Source organism: Pseudomonas sp. SAR267, from assembly GCF_052077595.1.
Classification (GTDB): domain Bacteria; phylum Pseudomonadota; class Gammaproteobacteria; order Pseudomonadales; family Pseudomonadaceae; genus Aquipseudomonas; species Aquipseudomonas vlassakiae.
Genome location: NZ_JBQIHU010000001.1, coordinates 1,329,243 through 1,353,712, shown reverse-complemented (window position 1 = coordinate 1,353,712; position 24,470 = coordinate 1,329,243). Strand labels below are relative to the sequence as shown.

Here is a 24,470-nt window from a genome sequence, read left to right as displayed (position 1 = left end):
CCCGCGAAGAGGCCGGTACAGGCTGAAATCAGGCCGCAAACCCACCATCGGCCAACAAGCTGGCCCCGGTGATGTAACCCGCCTCGGGCCCCGCGAGGTAGGCCACAAAGCTGGCAATTTCGTCCGCCTGCCCATACCGCCCGATCGCCATCAGCGGAATCAGGCTTTCGGCGAACTCGCCACTGGCCGGGTTCATGTCGGTGTCCACCGGCCCTGGCTGCACGTTGTTCACGGTAATTCCCTGCGGCCCGAGGTCGCGGGCCATGCCCTTGGTCAGGCCGACCAGCGCCGACTTGCTCATGGCATACGGGGCGCCACCGGCAAACGGCATGCGTTCGGCGTTGGTGCTGCCGATGTTGATGATGCGCCCGCCCTGGCCCATGTAGCGGGCTGCGGCCTGGCTGGCGACGAACACGCTGCGCACGTTGACCGCGAGGGTGCGGTCGAAGTCCGCCAGGTCGAACTCGGCCAGCGGTGCAACCGCCAGCACGCCGGCATTGTTGACCAGGATGTCGAGGCGGCCGAAAGCCTTCACCGCGTCGTCGATCGCCAGTTGCAGCGCGGCGGCGTCGGCGCTGTCGGCGCGCAAGGCCAGGGCCTGACCGCCAGCCGCCTTGACCTCATCGGCCAGCGCTTCGGCCGGGCCGGCAGAACTGACGTAGGTGAAGGCCACTTGTGCACCTTCTCGAGCCAGGCGCCGTACGATGGCCGCGCCGATACCGCGCGAACCGCCTTGGACGAAGGCGACTTTGCCTTCGAGGGTAAGTTGCTTGGACATGCTGATCTCCTGCTGGAAGCAAGGCCGGATGCCTTGGATGGACGCAGTATCGACTGCTGATTACCTGCTGATAAGATGGCAATCACTATTAGCAGAGTAAACCTTTGGTTGGTAATCAATGGCCATGGAATCCTTCAACGCCCTCGAGTGCTTCATCCGTAGTGCCGAGGTGGGCAGTTTCGCCGAGGCAGCCCGGCGCCTGAGCATCACCCCGGCGGCGGTGGGCAAGCACGTTGCCCAGTTGGAGGCGCGCCTCGGGGTGCGGCTGTTCCAGCGTAGTACGCGCAAGCTGACCCTGACCGAAGCCGGGCAGCGATTTCTGGGCGAGGTGAGCGACAGCTTCCGCACCATCCAGTACGCCGTGGCCAACCTGGCCAGCGCCGAGGGCCAGCCGGCCGGGCTGCTGCGGGTTAGCATGGGAACCGTGTTCGGCCGCTTGTACGTGCTGCCGCTGCTGGGTGAATTTCTGCGCCGCTACCCGGCAATCATCCCGGACTGGCATTTCGACAACCGCCAGGTCGACTTGATCGGCCAGGGCTTCGATGCGGCCATTGGCGGTGGGTTCGAGCTGCCGCTGGGCGTCGTGGCGCGCAAGCTGACCCCGGCCCATCGGGTGCTGGTGGCGGCGCCTGCGTACTTGAACCGGCATGCCGCTATCAACAGCCCTGAGGTGCTGCAGCGCCACGACGGAATTCTGATCCGTTCCCCACAGACCGGGCGGGTACGTTCCTGGCCCTTGACCAGTCGATGGCAGGAACAACAGCCATTGCTGTTGCGTCAGGCGATGACCATGAGCGATTCGGATGCGGCGTGTGCGGTGGCGCAGCAAGGGTTGGGCATCGCCCTGGTCAGCTTGCCGTTCGCCGTGCCGTACCTGGAGGCCCGGCAGCTACAGCGGGTGTTGCCAGACTGGTATGTGGATGATGGGCATATCAGCCTGTATTACGCCGAGCACAAGCTGTTGCCGGGCAAGACCCGGGCGTTTATCGATTTTGTGGTGGAGCAGTTTGCCGAGCGGGGGTTGGCGGGGAGGTTCGACGCTTTGGCCTAAAGGGGTGTCGCTTGTACCGGCCTCTTCGCGGGCACGCCCGCTCCCACAGGTACTGCACAGCCTTCAGATCTTGTGCTTATCTGTGGGAGCGGGCGTGCCCGCGAAGAGGCCAGGTCAGGCAGCATCAATGATGTAGAAAAGCTGATCCCCAAGCTTCACCTCGTCGTCGATCTTCTTGCCCACCAGCTGCTGTCCCAATGGCGAACGGGGGGTAATCACGGTCACCAACTCGTCCCCCTTGCCAATCTTCAAACCCGCGGCCTCAGGCCCGAGGAAAAGCAAGCGCCGCCCGCCATCGTCATCCTCCAGAGTCACCAGGTTGCTCACCTGCACCCCTCGCGCCGGGTCATACTCGCGCAACCGCAACTGCTGGTAAGTCAGCAGCGCCTGGCGAATCTCGGCCGTGCGCCGCGCCTGCCCGGTGGCCAGGTACGACGCCTCCAGCCCAAGGGTGTCGTACTTGTTCTCGGCGATGTTCTCTTCGGCGGTAGCGGCCTCGTAGGCGGTCTGCGCCGCACGGCGCAGCACCTCCATGTCGGTTTCCAGAGCAGTGACGATGCGGCTGAGCAGGGTGGCCTTGTCCATGGTCAGTAACAGAACTCCAGCACGTTGGCCTGGCTCTTCTCGGTCGGCGCGGTACGGTTCTGCGCAAGCCAGAACTGGCACTTGGGGCTATTGAGGTTGCGCGGGTTGCCTTGGGCAGCCTCAGCGGCCTGCTGGATTTCCTGCTTGTGCAGGATGTCCTTGTAGCGCTCGAACATCTCGCTTTGCGCGTCCACCGGCTGAGCGGGCGCAGTCGCCGGTGCAGGCTTGCTGTAGGCCGGCGCCACCGCCTGGGCCACGGGGGCCACCTGTTCGGGCCACAGCTGCAGCGCCAGCCACAGGCTCAGGCCAATCGCCACGGCGCCGAGCCACAGGCCCAAGGCCACGCAGAAAATCAGTTGCAGCGGTTTGAGGGTGATCTTCAATTCACGTTGGCGGGGCATGGCAGCTTCCTGGCAGAGCGGGCGAAGGGGGCATTGTCGCATGCTGCCGGAGAATTTTTGTGCGGCGCTTTTGTCGACGACAAATTATCCGCAGAATTCGCCCTTTTCGCGCAAGGCAAGGCAGGGCATATGAAAACCACCTGGGACATTTTCTGCAGTGTCGTCGACAACTATGGCGATATTGGCGTGACTTGGCGCCTGGCCCGGCAGCTGGTGGCCGAGCACGACCTGGCGGTGCGCCTGTGGGTGGACGACCTGAATGCCTTCGTGCCGCTGTGCCCGGGCGCCGATCCCGGTGCCGCGCAGCAATGGCAGCAGGGTGTCGAGGTGCGTGCCTGGCCTGCCGACTGGCAGCCCGCAGAGCCGGCCGACGTGGTGATCGGTGCCTTTGCCTGCCAGTTGCCGGCGGCCTACATCGAGGCGATGCGCGCTCGCCCGGCGCCGGTGCTGTGGCTGAACCTTGAATACCTCAGTGCCGAGGACTGGGTCGAAGGCTGCCATGGCTTGCCATCGCCCCAGCCCAATGGCCTGCGCAAGGTGTTCTTCTTTCCCGGCTTCACCGACAAGACCGGTGGGCTGTTGCGCGAGGCCAGCCTGCTATCGCGCCGGCAAGCCTTTGAGCAGTCGGCCGAGGCGCGTGCGGCATTTCTCCAGAGCCTGGGCGTGCAGGCGCAGCCTGGCGCGCTGCTGATATCGCTGTTCGCCTACGAAAACGGGCAACTGGGGCGCTGGCTCGATGCGCTGGCCGAGGATGCCCGACCGGTTCACCTGCTGGTCCCGCAAGGGCGCATCCTCGGCGACCTTGGGGCCTGGCTGGGTGAGCAGCAGCTGCAAGCCGGCGCTGTGCACCAGCGCGGCACCTTGACCGTGCAAATCCTGCCGTTCGTCAGTCAGGATGACTATGACCGCCTGCTGTGGAGCTGCGATTTCAACGCGGTGCGCGGGGAAGATTCGTTCGTCCGCGCCCAGTGGGCCGGCCGGCCGATGCTCTGGCACATCTATGTGCAGGAGGAAAATGCCCACTGGGAAAAGCTCGAAGCCTTCCTCAGCCATTATCGACAGGGCTTGTCGGACGCCGCCGACGAGGCGCTGATGGCATTGTGGCGTGCCTGGAACATGGACGGCGACATGCACGCGGCCTGGCAAGGCGCCCGCAAACACTGGGCGGAACTGCAGCAACACGCCCGTGATTGGGCCACTTGCCAGGCCGCTCGGCCGGACCTTGCCAAGGCGCTGGTACAGTTTTACCGAAATTGGCTATGATATGCGGCCTCGATTTTTATAAATCCATCCAGATTCGGATACTTCGTAATGAAAACTGGTAAAGAACTGAAACCCGGTACCGTACTGCGGATCGACAACGACCCGTGGCTGGTTCAGAAAGCCGAGTTCACCAAGTCGGGTCGCAACAGCGCGATCATGAAGACCAAGCTGAAGAACCTGCTGACCGGCTACAAGACTGAAACCGTCTACGGTGCAGACGACAAGCTGGACGACGTGATCCTGGATCGCAAAGAAGCGACCCTGTCGTTCATCAACGGTGACGAATACACCTTCATGGACACCACCGACTACACCATGTACGAGCTGAACGCCGAGGACATCGAAGCCGTTCTGCCGTACATCGAAGAAGGCATGGAAGACGTCTGCGAAGCCGTGTTCTTCGAAGGCCGCCTGGTATCGGTTGAACTGCCGACCACCATCAGCCGTCAGGTCGAGTACACCGAGAACGCTGCTCGCGGCGACACCTCGGGCAAGGTCATGAAGCCTGCCAAGCTGAAGAACGGTACCGAGATCTCGGTTGCCGACTTCATCGAAATCGGTGAGTTCATCGACATCGACACGCGCGACAACAGCTTCAAAGGCCGCTCCAAGAAGTAATCCTTCTTGCGAAACGCAAAAAAACCCGGCCTTGGCCGGGTTTTTTTGTGCCTGTGATTTACACGGTCACATGCAGGCGCACGTCCACATTGCCGCGGGTGGCGTTGGAGTAAGGGCAGACCTTATGAGCCTTTTCCACCAACGCTTCGGCGTCAGCCTGGGCCAGGCCCGGCAGGTTGATGTTCAGGTCGATGTCCAGGCCGAAACCACCGGGGATCTGGCCGATGCCGACCTTGGCGGTGATCGAGGCATCCGCGGGCAGGGCTTTCTTCTCCTGGCTGGCAACGAACTTCAGTGCGCCGATGAAGCAGGCCGAGTAGCCGGCGGCGAACATCTGCTCAGGGTTGGTGCCGTCACCACCGGCGCCGCCGAGTTCCTTGGGGGTGCTCAGCTTGACTTCCAGCTTGCCGTCGCTGGAGCGGGATTTGCCGTCGCGACCGCCGGTGGAAGTGGCTTCTGCGATGTACAGCGGAGTGACCTTTTGCATCTTGAGCCTCGCTAGTGTGCTGTGCGCCCCTGGTGATCAGGTGGCGTCGAGTGGGTACGGGATTTAATTTAGCGCGCAATTAGTTGGCGCGCAAGATAAATATTCACCGTTTATCGGAACGGGCAGCACACAGCGTAGCCGTCAGAGGTTTTTTTGCAGGCTGTCGCGCAGTTCCAGCAGGTCAGTCTGCAGCTGCTGCAGGCGTTCGAGGCTGCGGCCGCTGGCCTTGAGAATGCATTGCGGCACTTCCCGAGCCTGCTGCTGCAGGGCGCGGCCCTTGTCGGTCAGTTGCACCAGCACCACCCGCTCATCCTCGCGGCTGCGGTTGCGCTGCAGCAGGCCTTCGCTTTCCAGGCGCTTGAGCAGGGGCGTGAGCGAACCGGGGTCGGTCAGCAGGTGCTGGCTGATTTCGCCTACGGTAAGACCGTCCTGCTCCCACAGTACGAGCATGGCCAGATACTGCGGGTAGGTCAGGCCCAGTGCTTGCAGCAGAGGCTTGTAGACCTTGGTCATCAGCAAGGAGGTGGAGTGCAGAGCAAAGCAGACCTGGTTGTCCAGCAGCAGCTCGTCACAAGAGGCTTGAGTGTTGGCGTTCATGCAGGTCCTTGAATGTCATCAATGGAGAAATCTAGCACGCTGAAGGTTGGGGCGCTTACTGCCAGCGCAGTTCACTGCGCAGCGCCAGGTCCCAAGGTGGAACCGGGCTGAAGCGGCTCTTGAGAAATTCGAGCAGCAAACGGCTGCGAGAGTTCGTTTCATGTTCAAGGCGCAGTGCATAAATGCCGCTGGTTTCGGCTTCGGGCAGGCCGCTATCGCAGAACAGCGGCAGCAGTTCGCCGCGCAGCAGGTAGTCGCTGATCAGCCAGGTAGGCAGGTGGGCGATGCCGAGGCCGGCGAGCGCGCCGAACAACAGGGTCTCGGCGTTGTTGGCAGCCATGCGCATGCGCGCCGGGCGGTACAGGCGCATCTGCCCGTCGACCGCAAAGCGCCAGGCGAACGGTGGTGCCAGGCCGTCCCAGTCGAGGCCGTCATGACCGGGCAGCTCGCTGGGGCAGCTGGGCATGCCGCGGCTGGCCAGGTAGGCCGGGCTGGCGCAGGCGATGCGTACCATGTGCGCCAGCTTGGTTGCCACCAGCCGGGTATCGGCCAAGGGGCCGGCGCGCAGCACCAGGTCGACCTCGCCCAAGTGGCTGCCATGCAGGTCGACGAAACTGTCGATCAGGCGCAATTGCACGTCCAGGCCCGGATAGGCCACCAGGAAATCGGCGATTGCCGGCGCCAGGTGACGGCGACCGAAGGCGGCCGGGGCATCGATGCGGATCAAGCCTTCCGGGGCACTGCTCAGCGATACGGCCTCGGCGCGGGCCAGGCGCAGCTCTTCGAGAATGCGCCGGGCGCGTTCGGCGAAGGCATTGCCCGCCGGGGTGGCGCGTACGGCATGGGTGCTGCGAGTGAACAGGCGGCTACCGACTGCGCTCTCCAGGTTGTCGATGCGCCGAGCCACGGCGGACGGGGTCAGTGGATGGCGGCGAGCGGCAGCAGAGAAGCTTCCGCTCTCCAGCACATCCAGAAACAGGCTCAACTGGTCGGTCAGGGTATCGGGGTTCATGATCATCCGCTTTTGCAAGAAACGCATAGCCATTGTGCGTTGCTGTGCGTTTCCCCGCCAGAGCGCAATCGTTAGCATGCCCGCATTACCAACGCAGGCGGATGAGGCCCTGATGATCGAGTGGTTGTTGTATATCGTACTGGGCGCAGGCCTTGGCACCATGGGTGGGTTGTTCGGTATTGGCGGCGGGCTGATCGCCATCCCGGCACTGGGCGTGCTGTTTGGCCTCGACCAGCAGTTGGCGCAAGGCACGGCGCTGGTCATGGTGGTGCCGAACGTGCTGCTGGCGCTGTGGCGTTATCACCAGCGCAACCGCATCGAGCTGCGCCATGCCGTGCCGCTTTCGCTGTGCAGCTTCCTGTTCGCCTGGCTCGGCTCGGTCTGGGCGGTGGGTATCGATGCCCACTCGATGCGCCTGGGCTTTGTCGGCTTCCTGGTAGCGCTGGCCATCTGGAACGTGGCGCGTATGTTCCTCAAGGTCTCGCCGCCCAGCGCCGAGCTGCGTTACGCCTGGCCCTGGCTGGGCGTGCTGGGCAGCTTTGCCGGCACCATGGGCGGCCTGTTCGGCGTGGGTGGGGCGGTAGTGGCCACGCCTATTCTGACCAGTGTGTTCGGTACCACCCAGGTGGTGGCGCAGGGGTTGTCACTGGCGTTGGCGGCGCCGAGTACCTTGGTGACCTTGGTGACCTACGGGGTGCACCACAGCGTGGACTGGACCGTGGGCATTCCATTGGCGGTCGGTGGGCTGCTGAGCATCAGCTGGGGGGTGAAACTGGCCCATGCACTGCCAGAGAAAGTATTGCGGGCGATGTTCTGTGTGTTTCTGGTGGCGTGTGCGGTGATGCTGGGGTTCGAGCTGTGAGATCGCCGGGGCCGCTTTGCGGCCCTTTCGCGACACAAGGCCGCTCCTACAGAAGCGCGCGATCCTCTGTAGGAGCGGCCTTGTGTCGCGAAAGGGCTGCACAGCAGCCCCAGATCAAAGGAACCCTTCAACGATGTAATCGGCCATGCAGTCGGTGATCGGCGACTGGCCCTGGCTGTTGCGCAGCAGCATCACGTTTGCCAGTGGTAACTGCGGCAACCCGTCGTTCTCGCCGAGAATGCGGATGTTGCCACCAACCAGGCTCTGCAATTGCGCCGTCACTGCAAGCCCTGCGGTGACGATGGCAAAGATCGCCGCCAGGCTGGGGCTGGTATAGGCAATGCGGTAGTCGATGCCCTGGGCCTCCAGAGCGTTGCAGGCCCAGGCGCGGCAGAAGCAGTCGGTGTTGAACAGCGCCAGCGGCATTGGCCGTTGTTCCTGCGGGCAGAAGCCTTCGGCGGCTGCCCATACCAGGCGTTCCTGGCGCAGCAACTGGCCAACCTCGTTGCCCGGTTCGCGGGTGACGATGGTCAGGTCCAGGTCCTGGCGCAGCATCAGCTGTTTGGACGAGTCGCAATGCACCTCCACCTGCACCAGCGGGTAAGCCTGGGCGAAGCTGGAGAGGATGGTCGGCAGGAAGCGCATGGCGTAGTCATCCGGCGTGCCGATGCGCACCAGCCCGACCATGTGTGGCATGCGCAGGGTGTTGAACACTTCGCCATGCAGCTTGAGGATGCGCCGGGCGTAGCCGAGCAGCACCTGGCCCTCGGCGGTAAGCCGGACCTGACGGCCGTCACGCTCGAACAACTGGCGCTGCAGGATGTCTTCTTCCAGGCGTTTCATCTGCATGCTCACCGCCGACTGGGTGCGGTTGACCACTTCACCGGCGCGGGTGAAGCCACCTTGCTCGGCGATGGCGACAAAGGTGCGCAGCACGTCGGCATCAAGGCTCTGATACTGGGACATTGCATCAATCTCCGAGATGCATGACATCAGAAACATTCGTTGGATTGATCTTAAGCCTGGGCGGAGACTGAAGCCATCAACACGGAGGGCTTCACGATGAAAGGTCATGTCAGCAGCATCCAGCAACCTGCCTTTTCCTTGAACCACCTGTGGCATGTGGCCCTGGACCGCCCGGCCCGGTGGCTGCAGCTGTACCGCCAGCGCCAGGAACTGGCCAGCCTGAGTGATGCGACCCTGCATGACCTGGGCTTGAGCCGGGCGGACATCCAGCAAGAGGCTGAGCGGCATTTCTGGGATGATCCGTTGCGCAAATAGGCTAAACCTGTAAAGGCCTCTTCGCGGGCACGCCCGCTCCCACAGGTTATGTGCGATCCCTGTGGGAGATTCTATGGTTTTCAGCAAGCCAGTTTCCCACCTTTGGTGACGTATTCGTCCTGATTTTTCATCAGGGCGAATGCCACCCGCGCGAGCTTTCTAGCCAGGATTACCAGAGCTTGAGTTGTTGCTTTACCAGATTTCCGGTGCTGTTCATAAAGCCCTTTCCAAGCGGCCGATCTGCTGGCTGCCATCGCAGCGTTATGCAATAGGCGACGAATTTCTGAGCAACCTCGCTTGGTGAGACGACGCCGTCCATTTTTCTGTCCAGAATCACTAACCCGTAAATCCATTCCCAAAAAGGCGATGTACGAGTCGCTACTTTTGAATTCGCCCCTCATAAAAGCCATCACCAATGCTGCGGCGGTGAGAAAACCAATGCCCTCTACTGCCTGACAGCGAGCGACTTGCTCCTGCAGCCCAGCTTCTCGCAACACTTCCTTGATCTTCTGTTGGATCAACTTGTCCAGCCGATCTATTGATTTCACAAAGGTTTCGAAGGCGGCTTGCAAGAGGCTTTCGTTAGCCCAGCTCTGGGTCATCGCAGTGCGAGCAGTCACCAGGGCGGCTCTGCGTCGCAGAAGGCTTTGAAGCTTGCCGTAGACCGCTGGAGGGGGGCTCCAAGGGCGAAGGTCCTCGCCTTCATTTTTCAGAAAACGGGACAGCAATCGAGCATCGGAAGGGTCAGTTTTAACCCGGCCTCCAACGCTTTTTCGGTAGTTGCTCAGTTGAAAGCCATCAATGACATAAACCTCGAAACCCAGGCTATGGGCCTGCTCAACCAAGTCCAGGTGGTAGACATTGGTCGCCTCAACAGCAATTGCAGTATTGAGGGGCTGCTGTTTCAGCCAGCGTTTGATTTCGGGTTTGGAGTTTTTCAGTCTGATAATTTCATCGCGATCATCGTGGTGGATAACCAGCTCAGCTTTCGCGACATCCGCACCCACGATTAACTTACCTGCCTGCATTGCCATGGGCGGCTCCTCACGTTATGGTTTTTCGGCTTGAAGGGGTTTCACCAAGAGGCGCTGGCTTGCTTCTATCGTCGCTTGCAAACGATGCATTCTTTATCGGCGCTTTGGTGGAAGGGGTGGGGCGATGTCTCCCACGGTCTGTACTGCTGCTAACAGTCAGAATCGGGCATTTAGTCCCACCACCCCTTCAAGTCTAACCATACAAGCGGGCGTGCCCGCGAAGAGGCCGGAACAGACAATAAAAGGAGATCAGGCTTGCCGCTCAAGTTGTCCATAAGCCAGGCCCGCCGTCTGGCCCTGTCAGCCCAGGGATTCGGCAAACAGCCTGAAGCCCCACCGACCCTTCCCGCACTGAAACGCATGCTGCAACGCCTGGGTGTGGTGCAGATCGACTCGGTCAACGCCGTGGTCCGCTCCCATTACCTGCCGCTGTTCTCCCGCCTTGGCGACTATCCAACAGCCATGCTCGACCAACTCGCCTGGGGCCGTGGCCGCCAGCGCCAGCTGTTCGAATACTGGGGCCACGAAGCTTCGCTGCTACCCCTGAACCTCTACCCATTGCTGCGCTGGCGCATGGCCCATGCCGCTGATGGCCGCGGCATCTACCGTCAACTCGCGCAGTTCGGCCGCGAACGCCAGGACGTGATTGCCCGCGTGCTGGCCGCCGTTCGCGAACAGGGCGCCCTGGGCGCAGGCAGCCTGTCCACCCGTCAGGAGCGGGCCGGCCCATGGTGGGACTGGAGCGAAGAAAAACGCGCACTGGAATGGCTATTCGCCGCCGGTGAAGTCACGGTCGCGGGGCGTCGCGGCTTCGAGCGGCTCTACGACGTACCGGAAAAGGTCTTGCCCAAGGCGATCCTCGATCAGGCGCTGCCAAGCGAAGCCGAAGCCCATCAAGGCCTGATGCTGCATGCCGCCACGGCCTTGGGCGTGGCTACCGAGCGTGACCTGCGCGACTACTTCCGCCTTGAGCCCGGCCAGGGCAGGGCGGCGCTCGATGAACTGGTCGCCGATGGCCGATTGCAGCCGGTCGAAGTGCAGGGCTGGAAGCAGCTGGCCTACTGTGCCGGCACACCGCGCATTTCGCGGCGCATCGACGCCAGCGCGTTGCTGTCGCCGTTCGATTCGCTGGTCTGGGAGCGCAACCGCACCGAGCGGCTGTTCGATTTCCACTACCGCCTGGAGATCTACACCCCGGCGCACAAGCGGGTGTACGGCTACTACGTGTTGCCGTTTCTGCACCGCGAACGCATCGCCGCGCGCCTGGACCTGCGCGCCGAGCGCGCCCAAGGGCAACTGGCGGTGCATGCCGTGCACGCGCAATCGATAGCGTTGGACGCGGAGGGCTATCAGGCCCTGGCGGGGAATCTGCTGCGCATGGCCCAGTGGCTGGGCCTGGAGCGGGTGCAACTGAACTGCCCTCGGGCAGAGGGCAGCCAGCTGCGTGAGGCCCTGCTCAGCGCCGCACCTGCTTGAGGGTTTCGGCGATCAGGAAGGCCAGTTCCAGCGACTGATCGGCGTTCATCCGTGGGTCGCAGTGAGTGTGGTAGCGGTCGGACAGGGCATCTTCGGTGATCGGCCGGGCGCCGCCGATGCACTCGGTGACGTTCTGCCCGGTCATTTCGATATGGATGCCGCCGGCATGACTGCCCTCGGCCTGGTGCACCTGGAAGAACTGCTTCACCTCGTCGAGGATCTGCGCAAAGTCTCGGGTCTTGTAGCCGCTGCTGGCCTTGATGGTGTTGCCATGCATCGGGTCGGAGCTCCACAGCACCTTGCGCCCCTCGCGCTCGACGCTGCGAATCAGCCCTGGCAGGTGCGCGCCGACCTTGCCGGCGCCCATGCGCACGATCAGGTTGAGGCGGCCGGGGTCGTTGGCCGGGTTGAGCGTGTCGATCAGGCGGATCAGCTCCTCGGGGTTCATGCTCGGGCCGACCTTGACCCCGATCGGGTTATGCACGCCGCGCAGGAACTCGACATGGGCACCGTCGAGCTGGCGGGTGCGGTCGCCGATCCACAGCATGTGCGCGGAGCAGTCGTAATAGTCGCCGGTCAGGCTGTCCTGGCGTACGAAGGCTTCTTCATAGTTCAGCAGCAGCGCCTCGTGAGCGGTGAAGAAACTGGTTTCGCGCAGTTGCGGCGCACTGTCCAGGCCGCAGGCGCGCATGAACGCCAAGGTTTCGTCGATGCGGTTGGCCAGCTGGTGGTACTTGTCGGCCAGCGCCGAGTTGGCGATGAAGTCGAGGTTCCACTTGTGCACCTGGTGCAGGTCGGCGAAACCGCCCTGGGCGAAGGCGCGCAGCAGGTTGAGGCTGGCGGTGGCCTGGTGGTAGGCCTGCAGCAGGCGCTCCGGGTCCGGCACGCGGCTCTTTTCGTCGAAGCCGATACCGTTGACGATGTCGCCACGGTAAGCCGGCAGGGTGAGGTTGCCGATGGTTTCGTCGCCTGAGGAGCGCGGCTTGGCAAACTGCCCGGCCATGCGCCCGACCTTGACCACCGGGCAACCGGCGGCGAAGGTCATGACGATGGCCATCTGCAGCAATACCTTGAAGGTGTCGCGGATCTTCGCTGCCGAGAACTCGGCGAAGCTCTCGGCGCAGTCGCCACCCTGCAGCAGGAAGGCGCGGCCCTCGGTAACTTCAGCGAACTGCCGGCGCAGCTCGCGGGCCTCGCCGGCGAACACCAGGGGTGGGTAGCTGGCCAGGGTCTGCTCGACCTTGTGCAGGTGCGCGGCGTCGGGGTAGGTCGGTTGCTGCTGGATCGGCAGGGCACGCCAGCTGTCGGGGCTCCACGGTCGGTTCATCACAGGCTCGGTTTTGGCTGTTATAGGCTGCCTGCCATGGTAACAGCGGCGCCGAGCTTGTTGCATCCGGGGCGTTGGCGGACAATGCGTGTTTTGTGCGGGTGGGTGGCAGGTAGATGGCGACGGAGCGGGAAGAGAAGCTGTTGGCCCGGGTCGAGGATGCCTTTGGCGTCATCAGCGTGTACGAGGTGGAGGATTACCGCTTCCTCGAGTTCGGTGATGCCATCGAGCAGAGCTGCGTATTCACCGCTGACCCCAGCTGGCTGGAGTACGACTACACCCGCGCCATGCTGGTCGGTGCGCTGTGCCATGAACAGCCGGAAAGTGCGCTGTTTCTTGGCTTGGGCGCCGGTACCCTGACCCAGGCCTGCATGAAATTCCTGCCGCTGGAGGACATCGAGGCCATCGAGCTGCGTGCCGACGTGCCGCGTCTGGCCATGCAATACATGGGGCTGGACGATGATCCGCGGTTGTACGTGCGCATTGGCGACGCCCTGGAGCTGTTGCCCACGGCCGAGCAGGCCGACCTGCTGTTCGTCGACCTGTACACCGACCATGGGCCGGGTGTCGGGCACCTGGCGTGGAACTTCCTCGAGAACTGCCAGAAGCAACTCAACCCTGGTGGCTGGCTGGTGATCAACCAGTGGGCCAACGACGACGGCAAGCCGTTGGGCGCGGCGCTGCTGCGCGGGTTGTACCACCGGCATTACTGGGAGCTGCCGGTGAAGGAGGGCAATGTGATCCTGCTGGTGCCGGCGGACCTGGATCAGCACCTGGACCTCGATGGCCTGCGGGCGCGGGCCGAGGCCCTGGCGCCACGCCTGGGGTATAGCCTGGACGGGCTGATCCGCGAGATCCGGCCAGCTACCTGAAGACCGCGTCGCCTGCTTCGCGGGCTTGCCCGCTCCTACAGGAATACCTCTGCCCTCAGGATCTGCGCGGTACCTGTGGGAGCGGGCGAGCCCGCGAAAAGGGCAACTCGGAACCATCAGAAGGAATCGATTCAGCAGGCCAAGGCTGATGGCCGGATACTGGCTAACCGGCCAGAAAAATTTACTCACTCCCCGGCATTAATTCGGGTATAGTACGCGCCGGTCTTTTAGCGGACCTCAAAATCAGGTGGTGCAAATCCTCCGAGTCCAGCTTCGGCTGCACGTCCGCTAGGCGGACCTTCTCAAGTTTTTCTTTTTCAATCGTTTTCGCAAATCCCCGCCGACAAAGCTGCCTGGGTGACCGTTCCGGTCTTTCAAGGCATGTGCAGCTTTGCAGCATGGGTCTTTGCGGATGCACTTAGAGGCAGACCCATGACCCAGGAAACCGGCGGCTTCGCCGCTCTCGATCTCAATCAGAACATTGTTGCTGCCGTACTGGCTACCGGCTACGAAGAGCCGTCGGCCATTCAGCAACAATCGATCCCGATCATCCTCGCCGGTCACGACATGATCGGCCAGGCGCAGACTGGCACCGGCAAGACCGCTGCCTTCGCCCTGCCGATCCTCAACAAGATCGATGTGAGCAAGCGCGAACCGCAAGCCCTGATCCTGGCGCCAACCCGTGAGTTGGCGCTGCAAGTTGCTACCGCTTTCGAAACCTACGCCAAGCAGATGCCAGGCGTAAATGTAGTGGCCGTCTACGGTGGTGCCCCGATGGGCCCACAGCTGCGCGCCATTCGCAACGGCGCGCAAATCGTCGTCGCCACCCCGGGCCGTCTGTGCGACCACCTGCGTCGTGACGAGAAAGTCCTGTCGACCGTGCAGTACCTGGTGCTGGACGAAGCCGACGAAATGCTCAAGCTGGGCTTCATGGACGACCTCGAAGTGATCTTCGATGCAATCCCGGCCAGCCGCCAGACCGTGCTGTTCTCCGCCACCCTGCCGTCGTCGATCCGCTCGATCGCCGAACGCCACCTGCGCGAGCCCAAGCACGTCAAGATCCAGAGCAAGACCCAGACCGTCACCGCGATCGAGCAGGCCCACCTGATGGTCCATGCCGACCAGAAGATCCCGGCTGTGCTGCGTCTGCTGGAAGTCGAAGAGTTCGACGCGCTGATCGCCTTCGTGCGCACCAAGCAAGCCACCCTGGACCTGGCCGCCGCGCTGGAAGCCAAGGGCTACAAGGCTGCCGCGCTGAACGGCGACATCGCCCAGAACCAGCGTGAGCGGGTGATCGACTCGCTGAAGGATGGCCGCCTGGACATCGTCGTCGCCACCGACGTCGCTGCCCGTGGTCTGGACGTACCGCGCATCACCCACGTGTTCAACGTCGACATGCCGTACGACCCGGAATCCTACGTGCACCGTATCGGCCGTACCGGCCGTGCCGGCCGCGATGGCCGTGCGCTGCTGCTGGTCACCCCGCGTGAGCGCCGCATGCTGCAGGTGATCGAGCGCGTGACCGGGCAGAAGGTTGCCGAAGCCCGCCTGCCGAACGCCCAGGCTGTGCTGGATGCCCGCATCAAGAAGCTGACCAACAGCCTGGCGCCGCTGGTTGCCGAAGCAGAAGCCACCCATGGCGAGCTGTTCGACCGCCTGACTGCCGACCTCGGCTGCAGCGCGCGCGCCCTGGCTTCGGCCCTGCTGCGCAAGGCCACCAACGGCCAGGCGCTGGACCTGGCGACCGTCGAGCGCGAGCAGCCGCTGGTACCAAGCTTCGCCCCGCGTGGCGAGCGTACCGAGCGTGGTGAGCGCAGCGATCGTGGCGATCGCGGTGGTGACCGTGAGCGTCGTGCGCCAATGCCGCTGGCCGAAGGCCGCGTGCGCTGCCGTACTGCCCTGGGTGCCCGTGACGGTATCGCTGCCAAGAACCTGCTGGGCGCGATCCTCAACGAAGGTGGCCTGGCCCGTGACGCCATTGGCCGCATCCAGGTGCGCGACAGCTTCAGCCTGATCGAGCTGCCGGAAGATGGCCTGGAGAAGCTGCTGTCCAAGCTCAAGGACACTCGCGTAGCCGGCAAGCAGCTGAAGCTGCGCCGTTATCGCGAAGATTGATCCTGATGCTATGAAAAAATCCCCGGCCTAGGTCGGGGATTTTTTTTGCCTGTGCCATTTTGGGGCTGCTGCGCAGCCCTTTCGCGACGCAAGGCCGCTCCTACAAGAGAGGGCGGTCCCCTGTAGGAGCGGCCTTGTGTCGCGAAAGGGGCGCAAAGCGCCCCCGGCGTTATTCAGTCGAACCGGTAAATGTCCATCCCCAACGCCCCCAGTGTGAACCCCTGGTGCACGATCCCGAACCTGTCCCCAGCCGCCATGGCAAAGAACAGCGGCAGCAAATGCTCATCACTGGGATGGTTACGCGCTGCAAACGGCGCCTGTTTCCGGTAATCCAGGAGCGCAGCCTGGTCATCTGCCTTCAGCCGCTCCACCACCCAGTCCCGGAACGCCAGGGCCCACGGCTCGATCGCATCCGGCCCGGCATGCCAGTCCAGTTCACCCAGGTTGTGCGTGATGCTGCCGGAGCCCACCAGCAAAACGCCTTCAGCACGCAACCCAGCCAGCGCCTTGCCCATCTTGACCTGCAACCCCGGCCCCATCTGGCTGGGCAGTGACACTTGAATCACCGGAATGCTCGCATCCGGGTACATCAGCGACAGCGGCACCCAGGCGCCATGATCGAACGGTCGTTGCGGGTCCAGGCGCGCCTGCAGCCGTTCAGCGACCCGGCTTGCCAGGCCTGGTTCGCCCGGCGCCGGATACTGCACCGCGTACAGCGCCGGCGGGAAGCCGTAGAAGTCGTGCCAGGTCTCTGGTTGTGCGCTGCTGGTCACCCACAGCTCAGGGCTTTCCCAGTGCGCCGACACCACCACGATCGCCTTCGGCCGTGGCAGGGCGTTGGCCAGCCCGGCCAATGCCGGCCCGCTGGCGCCTGGTTGCAAGGCGAGCATGGGAGAACCGTGGGAAATGAACAGGCTGGGCAGCATGGCGGGGTCCTGAAGGTTATGATGCAGTCATCTTCAATCAACTATCGATCGAAATCCAAACCAAGTTTTACCGACAAACCATCTAAAAATCGGGAGTAATCATGGAGCCAGCGTTCTGGCAGAAGCGGTGGGCCGACAACCAGATCGGTTTTCATCAATCTCGGGTGAACCCATTTCTGCCGAAGTATTGGCCGCAACTGCAGCTGGCGCCGGGCAGCCGTGTGCTGGTACCACTGTGCGGCAAGAGCCTGGACCTCGCTTGGCTGGCGGGGCAGGGGCACCGGGTATTGGGGGTAGAGTTGTCACGCCAGGCAGTGGAGGCGTTCTTCCGTGAGCATGGGCTGGAGCCACAGGTGACGCAGCAGGGTGTCTTCGAAGTCTGGCGCAATGGCGATGTGGAGCTTTGGTGTGGCGACTTCTTTGCCTTGCAGGCCGAGGATGTGGCGGATTGCGTAGCGCTCTATGATCGCGCCGCAGTGATTGCCCTACCGCCGCAAATGCGTGCGCAATACATGGCTTTGCTTTCACAGGCATTGCCGGCAGGCGCCGGCTTGCTGGTGACATTGGATTATCAGCAGGAACTGCTGGCCGGGCCGCCGTTTTCGGTGGCTGACGAGGAGGTGAGGCGCGGGTTTGCCAACTGGCAGGTGGAGGAGCTGGAAGCGCAGCAAGTGATCAGCGACAGCCCAAAGTTCCTGCAGGCCGGGGTCACGAGTCTGATCGAACGGGTGTACCGCGTGAAGTTCTGAGCGGAAACGAAAAAGGGCGACCGAGGTCGCCCTTTCCTTTACCGGTTGGATCAACCGCGGCGGCGCAGCGCCTCGATGCGGTCTTCCAGTGGCGGGTGGCTCATCAGCAGGCCAGCCAGGCCGTGCTTGAGGCCGCCATTGATGCCGAAGGCCTTCATGGTGTCGGGCATGTGTACCGGCAGGCCTTGCTCCACGCGCAGGCGCTGCAGGGCGCCGATCATCGCGGCGGTACCGGCCAGTTGGGCACCGGCTTCGTCGGCACGGTATTCGCGGCGGCGCGAGAACCACATGACGATCATGCTGGCCAGAATGCCCAGGATCAGCTCGGCAACGATGGTCGCCACGTAGTAGGCGATGCCCTGGCCTTCTTCGTTCTTGAAGATCACCTTGTCGACGAAGTTGCCGATGATGCGGGCGAAGAACATCACGAAGGTGTTGACCACACCCTGCACCAGCGCCAGGGTGACCATGTCACCGTTGGCCACGTGGCCGATCTCGTGGGCCAGCACGGCGCGCACTTCATCGGGCGAGAAGCGCTCCAGCAAGCCTTGGGACACGGCTACCAGCGCGTCGTTGCGGTTCCAGCCGGTGGCGAAGGCGTTGGCCTCGTAGGCCGGGAAGATACCCACTTCGGGCATCTTGATGCCGGCCTCGCGCGACAGCTCTTCGACCGTTTGCAGCAGCCACTGCTCGTGGCGGGTACGCGGCTGGCTGATGATCTGGGTGCCGGTGGTCATCTTCGCCATCCACTTGGAGATGAACAGCGAAACCAGGGAGCCGGCGAAGCCGAACACGGCGCAGAACACCAGCAGGCTGCTGAGGTTGAGGTCAACCCCGTTGGCGGCCATGAACCCGTTGAAACCGAACAGGCTCAGGGTAATGCTTGCAACCAGCACCACCGCGAGGTTGGTGGCTACAAACAACAGAATGCGCATCATGGTTGTTACGTTCTCCTGACGGATGAGTTGTTGCTTACTGCGGGGTATATAAGGTGCCGGTCGCTGGGTTTCAATCGGGCGACTATTTCAAACTGTGTACGGCGGAGTATGGCAGAGGATTTTGCGCGGGCTGTGAGATAGAGCGTTGCAGGATGTAAGAAAAGGTCCATGCCATGAGATTTGTGGTGGTATAGAGATCGAGCGCCGCCCGCGCGGCGCATCGCGGGCAAGTCGGATCGCCGCACCGCCGCTCCCACATCTGTTTCGGGCCAGTCACTCCTGTGAAGCCAACAGGGACCGCCTTGGTGCATGACTGGAGACAGGTGGAGCCACCGAGATGTATCGCCATGCCAACAAGGCGGATCCTGTTGGCGGCACAGGAATAACTGGCCCGAAACAGATGTGGGAGCGGGCTTGCCCGCGATGCGCCGCGCGGGCGGCGCGCGATCTCGGCGCCACCGCAAATATCCCGTCGAACCTTACTGCGAATAAGTCCGCAGGAAGTTGCCGATCCGCCCGATCGCCGCCTCAAGGTCATCCACCCGCGGCAAGGTCACCACGCGGAAGTGGTCCGGCCACGGCCAGTTGAACGCCGTCCCCTGAACGATCAGCAGTTTTTCCGACAGCAGCAGGTCGAGGGCGAACTTCTCGTCGTTGAGGATCGGGCAGACTTTCGGGTCGATCCGCGGGAATGCATACAGCGCGCCCATCGGCTTGACGCAGCTGACGCCCGGGATGTCATTGAGCAGCTCGTAGGTGCGGTTGCGCTGCTCCAGCAGGCGGCCCGGCGGCAGCACCAGGTCGTTGATGCTCTGGTAGCCGCCCAGGGCGGTCTGGATGGCGTGCTGGGCCGGCACGTTGGCGCACAGGCGCATGTTGGCCAGCATGTCGATGCCTTCGATGTAGCTCTGGGCGTGGTGCTTGGGCCCGGAGATGATCAGCCAGCCGGAACGGAAACCGGCCACCCGGTACGACTTGGACAGGCCGTTGAAGGTCAGGCACAGCAGGTCCGGGGCCAGCGAGGCGGTGCTGATGTGCACGGCTTCGTCATAGAGGATCTTGTCGTAGATCTCGTCGGAGAACACCACCAGGTTGTGCTGGCGCGCCAGCTCCAGCATGCCCAGCAGCAACTCCTTGGAATACACCGCGCCAGTCGGGTTGTTCGGGTTGATGATCACCAGCGCCTTGGTGTTCGGGGTGATCTTGGCCTTGATGTCTTCCAGGTCCGGGAACCAGTCGGCCTGCTCGTCGCACAGGTAGTGCACCGGCTTGCCACCGGCCAGGCTCACGGCCGCGGTCCACAGCGGGTAGTCAGGGGCCGGGATCAGCACTTCGTCGCCGTTGTTCAGCAGCGCCTGCATCGACATCACGATCAGCTCGGACACACCGTTGCCGAGGTAGATGTCCTCGATGGTGACGCCTTCGATTTCCTTCTGCTGGCAGTACTGCATCACTGCCTTGCGCGCGCTGAACAGGCCCTTGGAATCGCTGTAGCCCTGGGCGGTGGGCAGGTTGCGGATCACATCCTGGAGAATTTCGTCCGGCGCCTCGAAGCCAAACGGCGCCGGGTTGCCGATGTTCAGCTTGAGGATGCGGTGGCCTTCCTCTTCGAGGCGTTTGGCGTGCTTGAGCACCGGGCCGCGAATGTCGTAGCAGACATTGGCGAGCTTGTTCGATTTGCTGAACTGCATGATGTGGTCCCGATTGAGAATACGCACTGCGGCCCTCCGAAACGTTCGAAAGGTTTGAAAGGGCAGGAAGCGGGTGCCAGACTGGAAGCCTTGCACACGAAGCCAACTAATATACGTGCCACCCGCGCTACGGAAAAGACGGCGCGAGGTGAAATTCAGCCTGCCGAGGTCCCCACATGCAAAAGATCGACAAGACACTTGAAGAATGGCGCGCCATGCTCGACCCCGCCCAGTATCAGGTGTGCCGCCTCAAAGGCACCGAACGGCCATTCAGTGGCAAGTACAACAGCGAGCGCCGGGCTGGCGTGTACCACTGCATCTGCTGCGACCTGCCGCTGTTCGACGCGCAGACCAAGTTCGACTCCGGCTGCGGCTGGCCGAGCTTCTATGCGCCGATCGAAGCGAGCGCGATGATCGAAATCCGCGATACCTCCCACGGCATGCTCCGCACCGAGGTCACCTGCGCCCGGTGCGACGCCCACCTGGGCCATGTGTTCCCCGACGGCCCGCCACCGACCGGCCTGCGCTACTGCATCAACTCGGTGTGCCTGGACTTCAAACCCCGTGACGGAGCCTGAGAATGGCCGGATCGATGCTGGACATCCCTTGTGTGACCTTGGGCGGCGAGCAGAAAAAGCTCGGCGACTTTGCTGGCAAGGCGTTGCTGGTGGTCAACACCGCCAGCCAGTGCGGCTTCACCCCGCAGTACCAGGGGCTGGAGCAGCTGTGGCGGGACTACCGCGAACGTGGCCTGGTGGTGCTGGGCTTCCCTTGCAACCAGTTTGGCCAGCAGGAGCCAGGTGATGCGCGGGACATCGCGCAGTTCTGCGAGGCCAATTTCGGCGTGAGTTTCCCGCTGTTTCGCAAGATCGAAGTCAATGGCCCCGGCGCCCACCCGCTGTTCGTCGAACTCAAGCAGCGTGCACCAGGCTTGCTCGGCACGCAGAAGATCAAGTGGAACTTCACCAAGTTCCTGGTCGACCCGGCCAGCGGCAAGGTCGCTCGCTACGCGCCGACCACCAAGCCACAGGCACTGCAAGCCGACATCGAGCGCTTGCTCAGCCGCTGAGCGGCACCCAGTGGTCGATCAGCGCCAGTAGCTCCTCGCGGCGGAACGGCTTGGCCAGGTAGTCGCTCATGCCTGCCGCGCGGCAGCGCTCGCGTTCTTCAGGCATGGCGTTGGCGGTCAGGGCGACGATCGGCAGCTGGGGCCAGCGCCCGCTCTGGCGAATCCGCCGGCTGGCCTCGTAGCCGTCCATCACCGGCATGTTGCAGTCCATCAGCACCAGGTCGAAGTCTTCTCGCTCCAGCCATTCCAGGGCCTCGGCGCCTTGGGTGGCGACTTCTACCCGGCAGCCGAGCTTGGCCAGCATGCCCTTGGCCACCAGTTGGTTCACCGGGTTGTCCTCCACCAGCAGGATGCGCGCACGGCCTTCGGTGGCGGTGAGCAGCGGGGTGGCCAGTGGGTGCTCCGGGGCATGCCCCTGCAAGGTGCGGCGCAGGGTCTGATACAGCGCGTTGCGCGCCAATGGCCGGGCCAGTTGGTGCAAAGGCGCCAGTTGCGCCGATTGCTCGCCGGGCAGGAAGTTGCCATAGGCGGTCACCAGCAGGATCGGCGCCTTCAGTGCCGGGCGCAGCTGGAACAGCTGCTCCAGGTCGTCGGTGATCAGCAGGTCGACGCTGCCGTCGAGCGTGGCGCGGCCGTCGTGCCGTTGATAGTCCAGCCCCCAGCCCGGCAGCAGGCCCTGCAGCAGCTCGCTGAGGCCGCTGCCGGCGTCACTGAGGGCGACGACCTTGCCGTGCAGGGCGGCCGGTGCGATGGCCTCGGTGTGAGTGGGCAATGGCAGCTCGGCGCTGAAGCGGCTGCCAAAGCCAGGCTCGGACTGGATGTGCAGATGCCCCTGCATGGCCTTGCACAGGTTGCGGGTCAGGGCCAGGCCCAGCCCGGTGCCGCCGTACTGGCGGGTGATGCCGGCGCCGGCCTGGGTGAACGGCTGGAAGATCCGCGCCTGGGCCGCTTCGGGAATGCCGATGCCGGTGTCGCGCACTTCCAGGCGCACACCGCCGACGATGCGTGCCAGGCGCACGTCGACGCGGCCGAAGCGGGTGAACTTGAGGGCGTTGGACAGCAGGTTGCTGACCACCTGGCGTACCCGCGTGGGGTCGCCGAGCACCGAACTCGGGAAGTCGCCAGCGATCAGGCAGGTCAGCTCGACGTTCTGCGCGGCATTCTGCGACAGCAGGTTGGCGGTGTCCTCGACCATGGCGCCCATGTCGAAGGGGATGCGCTCCAGTTCCAGCTGCCCGGCATCGAACTTGGACAGGTCGAGAATATCGTTGAGCAATTCCACCAGCACCTTGCCCGAATCGTGGGCAATCGACAGCTGCTGACGCTGTTCCCCGGCCAGTGGGCTGTCCAGGGCCAGGGCGATCATGCCGAGCATGCCGTTGAGCGGGGTGCGGATCTCATGGCTCATGTTGGCCAGGAACGCAGCGCGCGCCTGGGCCATGTCCAGGGCTCGTTGGCGGGCCTCTTCCAGCTCCTGATTGGACTGGCTGAGGCGATTGTTGCTGGCCTTTAGCTCTTCGGTGCGGGCCGAGACGATGTCTTCCAGTTCGTTGAGGTACTGCGTCAAGCGGTTTTCCGCGGTGCGCCGCTGCTGGATCTCGGTGGCCATGCTGACGAACTGCTGGTTGGCGACCCGCACCAGCACGCCGATCTCGTCCTGTTCGTGCCCGGGCGGGCAGTCCACCCGGGTTTGCCCCGGCTGGCGCGGGTCGCGCCCGGTGAGGGCTGCGATCACGGTGACCAGCGGTTTGGTCAGCATCATGTAGAACAGCGCAAGGAGGATGCCGGTCAGCACCAGGCTGCGGGCGAAACCATTGAGCAAGGTAACCCCGGCGCGGTCGAGGAAGCGGCTGCCGAAGGTGAAGGTGTCGACGTCCAGGTACAGCGTGCCGAGGTATTCCTCGGGCATGTGGGTCAGGTACAGGCGTTCCTTGAACTGGCGTTTTTCACCGAACAGAAAGTCGCTCAGCGGCCGGTAGCGGTCCTCGAGCCGTGGCCGTTCGACATCGGCCAGCACCGTTTCGTTGTTGTCGATCAGCCGCGCACGGATGACTGCTGGCGACTCCAGCAGGCCGCGGGTGAGTTCCAGCGCCAGCTCCGCATCGATGTTGTAGGCGATGCGCGAGGCCGGGTTGTGGCTGATTTGCAGCAACGCCTGCACTTCACGGTTGATGGATGCGTCTTCGCTGGCATAATCGATGCCGATCTGGATGAGACTCAGCAATGTTCCCAGGATGAAGCCGACCAGGACTGTCAACCGGGCTTGCTTGTATGACAGGCGATTGGTGAACTTGATATCCATGAGTCCCGAGCCGGTTTAACGTCCCTTGCGCTGCGCAAGCATAGCCGATCAGCCCCGGCTGCTGGCGGGTCTGTCTTTTCATTTCAGTTAATCGCCAAGCGGGGGCCGCTTTGCGGCCCCAAAAAAACTGAAATCCGTAGGAGTCGTCATGGACGCTCGCTTGAATGCTTTCCTGGAACGTGCCGAATCGGTGCTGGCGCGTCTCGAACCTTTGTTGCCGGCGCCGCGCCCGCACATCGACTGGAGCACCACCCTGGCTGCACGCTGGCAGCGCGACGGCCGCACGGGCTACCTGATGCCGCTGGAAGTCAGCCTGGACATCCGCCTGAGCGACCTGATCGGTGTCGACAAGCAACGTGATCAGTTGGGCCGCAACACCCACCAGTTCATCAATGGCATGCCGGCCAACCACGCCCTGCTGTGGGGTTCGCGTGGCACCGGCAAGTCGTCGCTGGTACGTGCCCTGCTGGCCGAGCATGCGGGTGCAGGGCTGCGCCTGATCGAGATCGAGCGCGACCACCTGGCCGACCTGCCGCGTGTCGTCGAGCAGCTGCAGAAGCTGCCGCAACGCTTCATCCTGTTCTGCGATGACCTCTCGTTCGAAGCCGGGGAGGGCGACTACCGGGTGCTCAAAAGCGTGCTCGATGGCTCGCTGGAGCAGGCCCCGGACAACGTGCTGCTGTACGCGACGTCCAACCGCCGCCACCTGGTGCCGGAAAAACAGAGCGACAACGAAAACTGGAAGATGGTCGACGGCGAGCTGCACCCCAACGAAGCGGTGGAGGACAAGATCGCCCTGTCCGACCGTTTTGGCCTGTGGCTGTCGTTCTACCCGTTCAGCCAGGAACACTTCCTCGACGTGGTCGAGCACTGGATCGGCCAGTTGGCCCGCCCTGCAGGCCTGGCCTGGCAGCGTGACGAAGCCCTGGACATTCTCGCCGTGCGCTGGGCAACCGGGCGCGGCAACCGTAATGGCCGTTGTGCCTATCAGTTCGCCCGCTACTGGGTCGGGCTGCAATTGCTGGAGCAAAAGTAA

24 protein-coding genes and 1 pseudogene are annotated in these 24,470 nt (G+C 63.3%); 12 read left to right on the top strand and 13 right to left on the bottom strand.

What is annotated here, in order from left to right:
- Positions 1–28 precede the first annotated feature (28 nt).
- A complete protein-coding gene (locus ACTORR_RS06620; RefSeq protein ID WP_054883697.1) occupies positions 29–778 on the bottom strand; it encodes a 3-oxoacyl-ACP reductase family protein in 750 nt (249 codons plus the stop codon).
- A gap of 118 nt (positions 779–896) precedes the next feature.
- Here ACTORR_RS06620 and ACTORR_RS06615 point away from each other — a divergent pair, with 118 nt between their 5' ends.
- The gene (locus ACTORR_RS06615) at positions 897–1,829 is read left to right on the top strand and encodes a LysR family transcriptional regulator (protein ID WP_262109831.1); all 933 of its coding nucleotides are present in this window, start codon (positions 897–899) and stop codon (positions 1,827–1,829) included.
- Positions 1,830–1,943: 114 nt separating this feature from the next.
- On the opposite strand, the gene ACTORR_RS06610 is transcribed toward ACTORR_RS06615, so the two are convergent.
- The gene (locus ACTORR_RS06610; protein WP_313365556.1) at positions 1,944–2,414 is read right to left on the bottom strand and encodes a GreA/GreB family elongation factor; all 471 of its coding nucleotides are present in this window, start codon (positions 2,412–2,414) and stop codon (positions 1,944–1,946) included.
- 2 nt (positions 2,415–2,416) lie between these two features.
- Positions 2,417–2,815 (bottom strand): hypothetical protein, encoded by a 399-nt coding sequence (locus ACTORR_RS06605; protein WP_054883700.1) that lies wholly within the window; start codon positions 2,813–2,815, stop codon positions 2,417–2,419.
- 129 nt (positions 2,816–2,944) lie between these two features.
- On the opposite strand from ACTORR_RS06605, the gene earP reads away from it, so the two are divergent.
- A complete protein-coding gene (earP, locus tag ACTORR_RS06600; RefSeq protein ID WP_313365557.1) occupies positions 2,945–4,078 on the top strand; it encodes an elongation factor P maturation arginine rhamnosyltransferase EarP in 1,134 nt (377 codons plus the stop codon).
- 48 nt (positions 4,079–4,126) lie between these two features.
- Positions 4,127–4,696: an elongation factor P gene (gene efp, locus ACTORR_RS06595; protein ID WP_054883702.1), complete on the top strand. Its 570-nt coding sequence runs from the start codon at positions 4,127–4,129 to the stop codon at positions 4,694–4,696.
- Between the two features lie 58 nt (positions 4,697–4,754).
- Here efp and ACTORR_RS06590 read toward each other — a convergent pair whose 3' ends face one another.
- The 3 genes from ACTORR_RS06590 to ACTORR_RS06580 all read right to left on the bottom strand — a co-directional run bounded on the left by ACTORR_RS06590 (position 4,755) and on the right by ACTORR_RS06580 (position 6,792).
- A complete protein-coding gene (locus ACTORR_RS06590; protein ID WP_054883703.1) occupies positions 4,755–5,183 on the bottom strand; it encodes an organic hydroperoxide resistance protein in 429 nt (142 codons plus the stop codon).
- Between the two features lie 141 nt (positions 5,184–5,324).
- Positions 5,325–5,780: a MarR family winged helix-turn-helix transcriptional regulator gene (locus tag ACTORR_RS06585; RefSeq protein ID WP_054883704.1), complete on the bottom strand. Its 456-nt coding sequence runs from the start codon at positions 5,778–5,780 to the stop codon at positions 5,325–5,327.
- A 55-nt stretch (positions 5,781–5,835) separates the two neighbouring features.
- On the bottom strand, positions 5,836–6,792 hold the full coding sequence (locus tag ACTORR_RS06580) for a LysR family transcriptional regulator (protein ID WP_054883705.1): 957 nt from the start codon (positions 6,790–6,792) through the stop codon (positions 5,836–5,838).
- Between the two features lie 112 nt (positions 6,793–6,904).
- Here ACTORR_RS06580 and ACTORR_RS06575 point away from each other — a divergent pair, with 112 nt between their 5' ends.
- On the top strand, positions 6,905–7,654 hold the full coding sequence (locus ACTORR_RS06575; protein ID WP_054883706.1) for a sulfite exporter TauE/SafE family protein: 750 nt from the start codon (positions 6,905–6,907) through the stop codon (positions 7,652–7,654).
- 114 nt (positions 7,655–7,768) lie between these two features.
- Here ACTORR_RS06575 and ACTORR_RS06570 read toward each other — a convergent pair whose 3' ends face one another.
- On the bottom strand, positions 7,769–8,620 hold the full coding sequence (locus tag ACTORR_RS06570) for a LysR substrate-binding domain-containing protein (RefSeq protein WP_441343594.1): 852 nt from the start codon (positions 8,618–8,620) through the stop codon (positions 7,769–7,771).
- Positions 8,621–8,716: 96 nt separating this feature from the next.
- Here ACTORR_RS06570 and ACTORR_RS06565 point away from each other — a divergent pair, with 96 nt between their 5' ends.
- Positions 8,717–8,935 carry a DUF1127 domain-containing protein gene (locus ACTORR_RS06565; protein WP_027919490.1) on the top strand — a complete coding sequence of 73 codons (219 nt, stop codon included), beginning with the start codon at positions 8,717–8,719 and terminating at the stop codon, positions 8,933–8,935.
- A gap of 80 nt (positions 8,936–9,015) precedes the next feature.
- Here ACTORR_RS06565 and ACTORR_RS06560 read toward each other — a convergent pair whose 3' ends face one another.
- The gene (locus ACTORR_RS06560; protein ID WP_212632438.1) at positions 9,016–9,969 is read right to left on the bottom strand and encodes an IS110 family transposase; all 954 of its coding nucleotides are present in this window, start codon (positions 9,967–9,969) and stop codon (positions 9,016–9,018) included.
- Positions 9,970–10,224: 255 nt separating this feature from the next.
- On the opposite strand from ACTORR_RS06560, the gene ACTORR_RS06555 reads away from it, so the two are divergent.
- Complete coding sequence (locus tag ACTORR_RS06555; protein WP_313366020.1) at positions 10,225–11,445, top strand: winged helix-turn-helix domain-containing protein; 1,221 nt, start codon at positions 10,225–10,227, stop codon at positions 11,443–11,445.
- On the opposite strand, the gene ACTORR_RS06550 is transcribed toward ACTORR_RS06555, so the two are convergent.
- Positions 11,426–12,772 (bottom strand): class II 3-deoxy-7-phosphoheptulonate synthase, encoded by a 1,347-nt coding sequence (locus ACTORR_RS06550; RefSeq protein ID WP_054883708.1) that lies wholly within the window; start codon positions 12,770–12,772, stop codon positions 11,426–11,428. The two genes, ACTORR_RS06555 and ACTORR_RS06550, sit on opposite strands and share 20 nt — an antisense overlap.
- A gap of 116 nt (positions 12,773–12,888) precedes the next feature.
- Here ACTORR_RS06550 and ACTORR_RS06545 point away from each other — a divergent pair, with 116 nt between their 5' ends.
- Positions 12,889–13,644 carry a spermidine synthase gene (locus ACTORR_RS06545; protein WP_099814701.1) on the top strand — a complete coding sequence of 252 codons (756 nt, stop codon included), beginning with the start codon at positions 12,889–12,891 and terminating at the stop codon, positions 13,642–13,644.
- 398 nt (positions 13,645–14,042) lie between these two features.
- A pseudogene (locus ACTORR_RS06540) lies at positions 14,043–15,759 on the top strand (DEAD/DEAH box helicase).
- Between the two features lie 173 nt (positions 15,760–15,932).
- Here the strand turns inward: ACTORR_RS06540 and ACTORR_RS06535 are convergent.
- On the bottom strand, positions 15,933–16,685 hold the full coding sequence (locus tag ACTORR_RS06535) for a DODA-type extradiol aromatic ring-opening family dioxygenase (RefSeq protein WP_313365787.1): 753 nt from the start codon (positions 16,683–16,685) through the stop codon (positions 15,933–15,935).
- 101 nt (positions 16,686–16,786) lie between these two features.
- Here ACTORR_RS06535 and ACTORR_RS06530 point away from each other — a divergent pair, with 101 nt between their 5' ends.
- The gene (locus tag ACTORR_RS06530) at positions 16,787–17,434 is read left to right on the top strand and encodes a thiopurine S-methyltransferase (RefSeq protein WP_313365788.1); all 648 of its coding nucleotides are present in this window, start codon (positions 16,787–16,789) and stop codon (positions 17,432–17,434) included.
- A 50-nt stretch (positions 17,435–17,484) separates the two neighbouring features.
- On the opposite strand, the gene htpX is transcribed toward ACTORR_RS06530, so the two are convergent.
- Together htpX and ACTORR_RS06520 are read right to left on the bottom strand one after the other, a co-directional pair.
- The gene (gene htpX / locus ACTORR_RS06525) at positions 17,485–18,372 is read right to left on the bottom strand and encodes a protease HtpX (RefSeq protein ID WP_003259721.1); all 888 of its coding nucleotides are present in this window, start codon (positions 18,370–18,372) and stop codon (positions 17,485–17,487) included.
- Positions 18,373–18,851: 479 nt separating this feature from the next.
- Positions 18,852–20,063 (bottom strand): pyridoxal phosphate-dependent aminotransferase, encoded by a 1,212-nt coding sequence (locus ACTORR_RS06520; RefSeq protein ID WP_012313392.1) that lies wholly within the window; start codon positions 20,061–20,063, stop codon positions 18,852–18,854.
- A gap of 176 nt (positions 20,064–20,239) precedes the next feature.
- On the opposite strand from ACTORR_RS06520, the gene msrB reads away from it, so the two are divergent.
- On the top strand, positions 20,240–20,641 hold the full coding sequence (gene msrB / locus ACTORR_RS06515; RefSeq protein WP_313365707.1) for a peptide-methionine (R)-S-oxide reductase MsrB: 402 nt from the start codon (positions 20,240–20,242) through the stop codon (positions 20,639–20,641).
- A gap of 2 nt (positions 20,642–20,643) precedes the next feature.
- A complete protein-coding gene (locus ACTORR_RS06510; RefSeq protein WP_099814696.1) occupies positions 20,644–21,132 on the top strand; it encodes a glutathione peroxidase in 489 nt (162 codons plus the stop codon).
- Here the strand turns inward: ACTORR_RS06510 and ACTORR_RS06505 are convergent.
- Positions 21,122–23,434, bottom strand: coding sequence for a hybrid sensor histidine kinase/response regulator (locus tag ACTORR_RS06505; protein WP_313365708.1), 2,313 nt, complete (start codon positions 23,432–23,434; stop codon positions 21,122–21,124). The genes ACTORR_RS06510 and ACTORR_RS06505 overlap by 11 nt on opposite strands.
- 148 nt (positions 23,435–23,582) lie before the next feature.
- Here ACTORR_RS06505 and ACTORR_RS06500 point away from each other — a divergent pair, with 148 nt between their 5' ends.
- Entirely contained in the window at positions 23,583–24,470 is an 888-nt protein-coding gene (locus ACTORR_RS06500) for an ATP-binding protein (RefSeq protein ID WP_099814695.1), read from the top strand.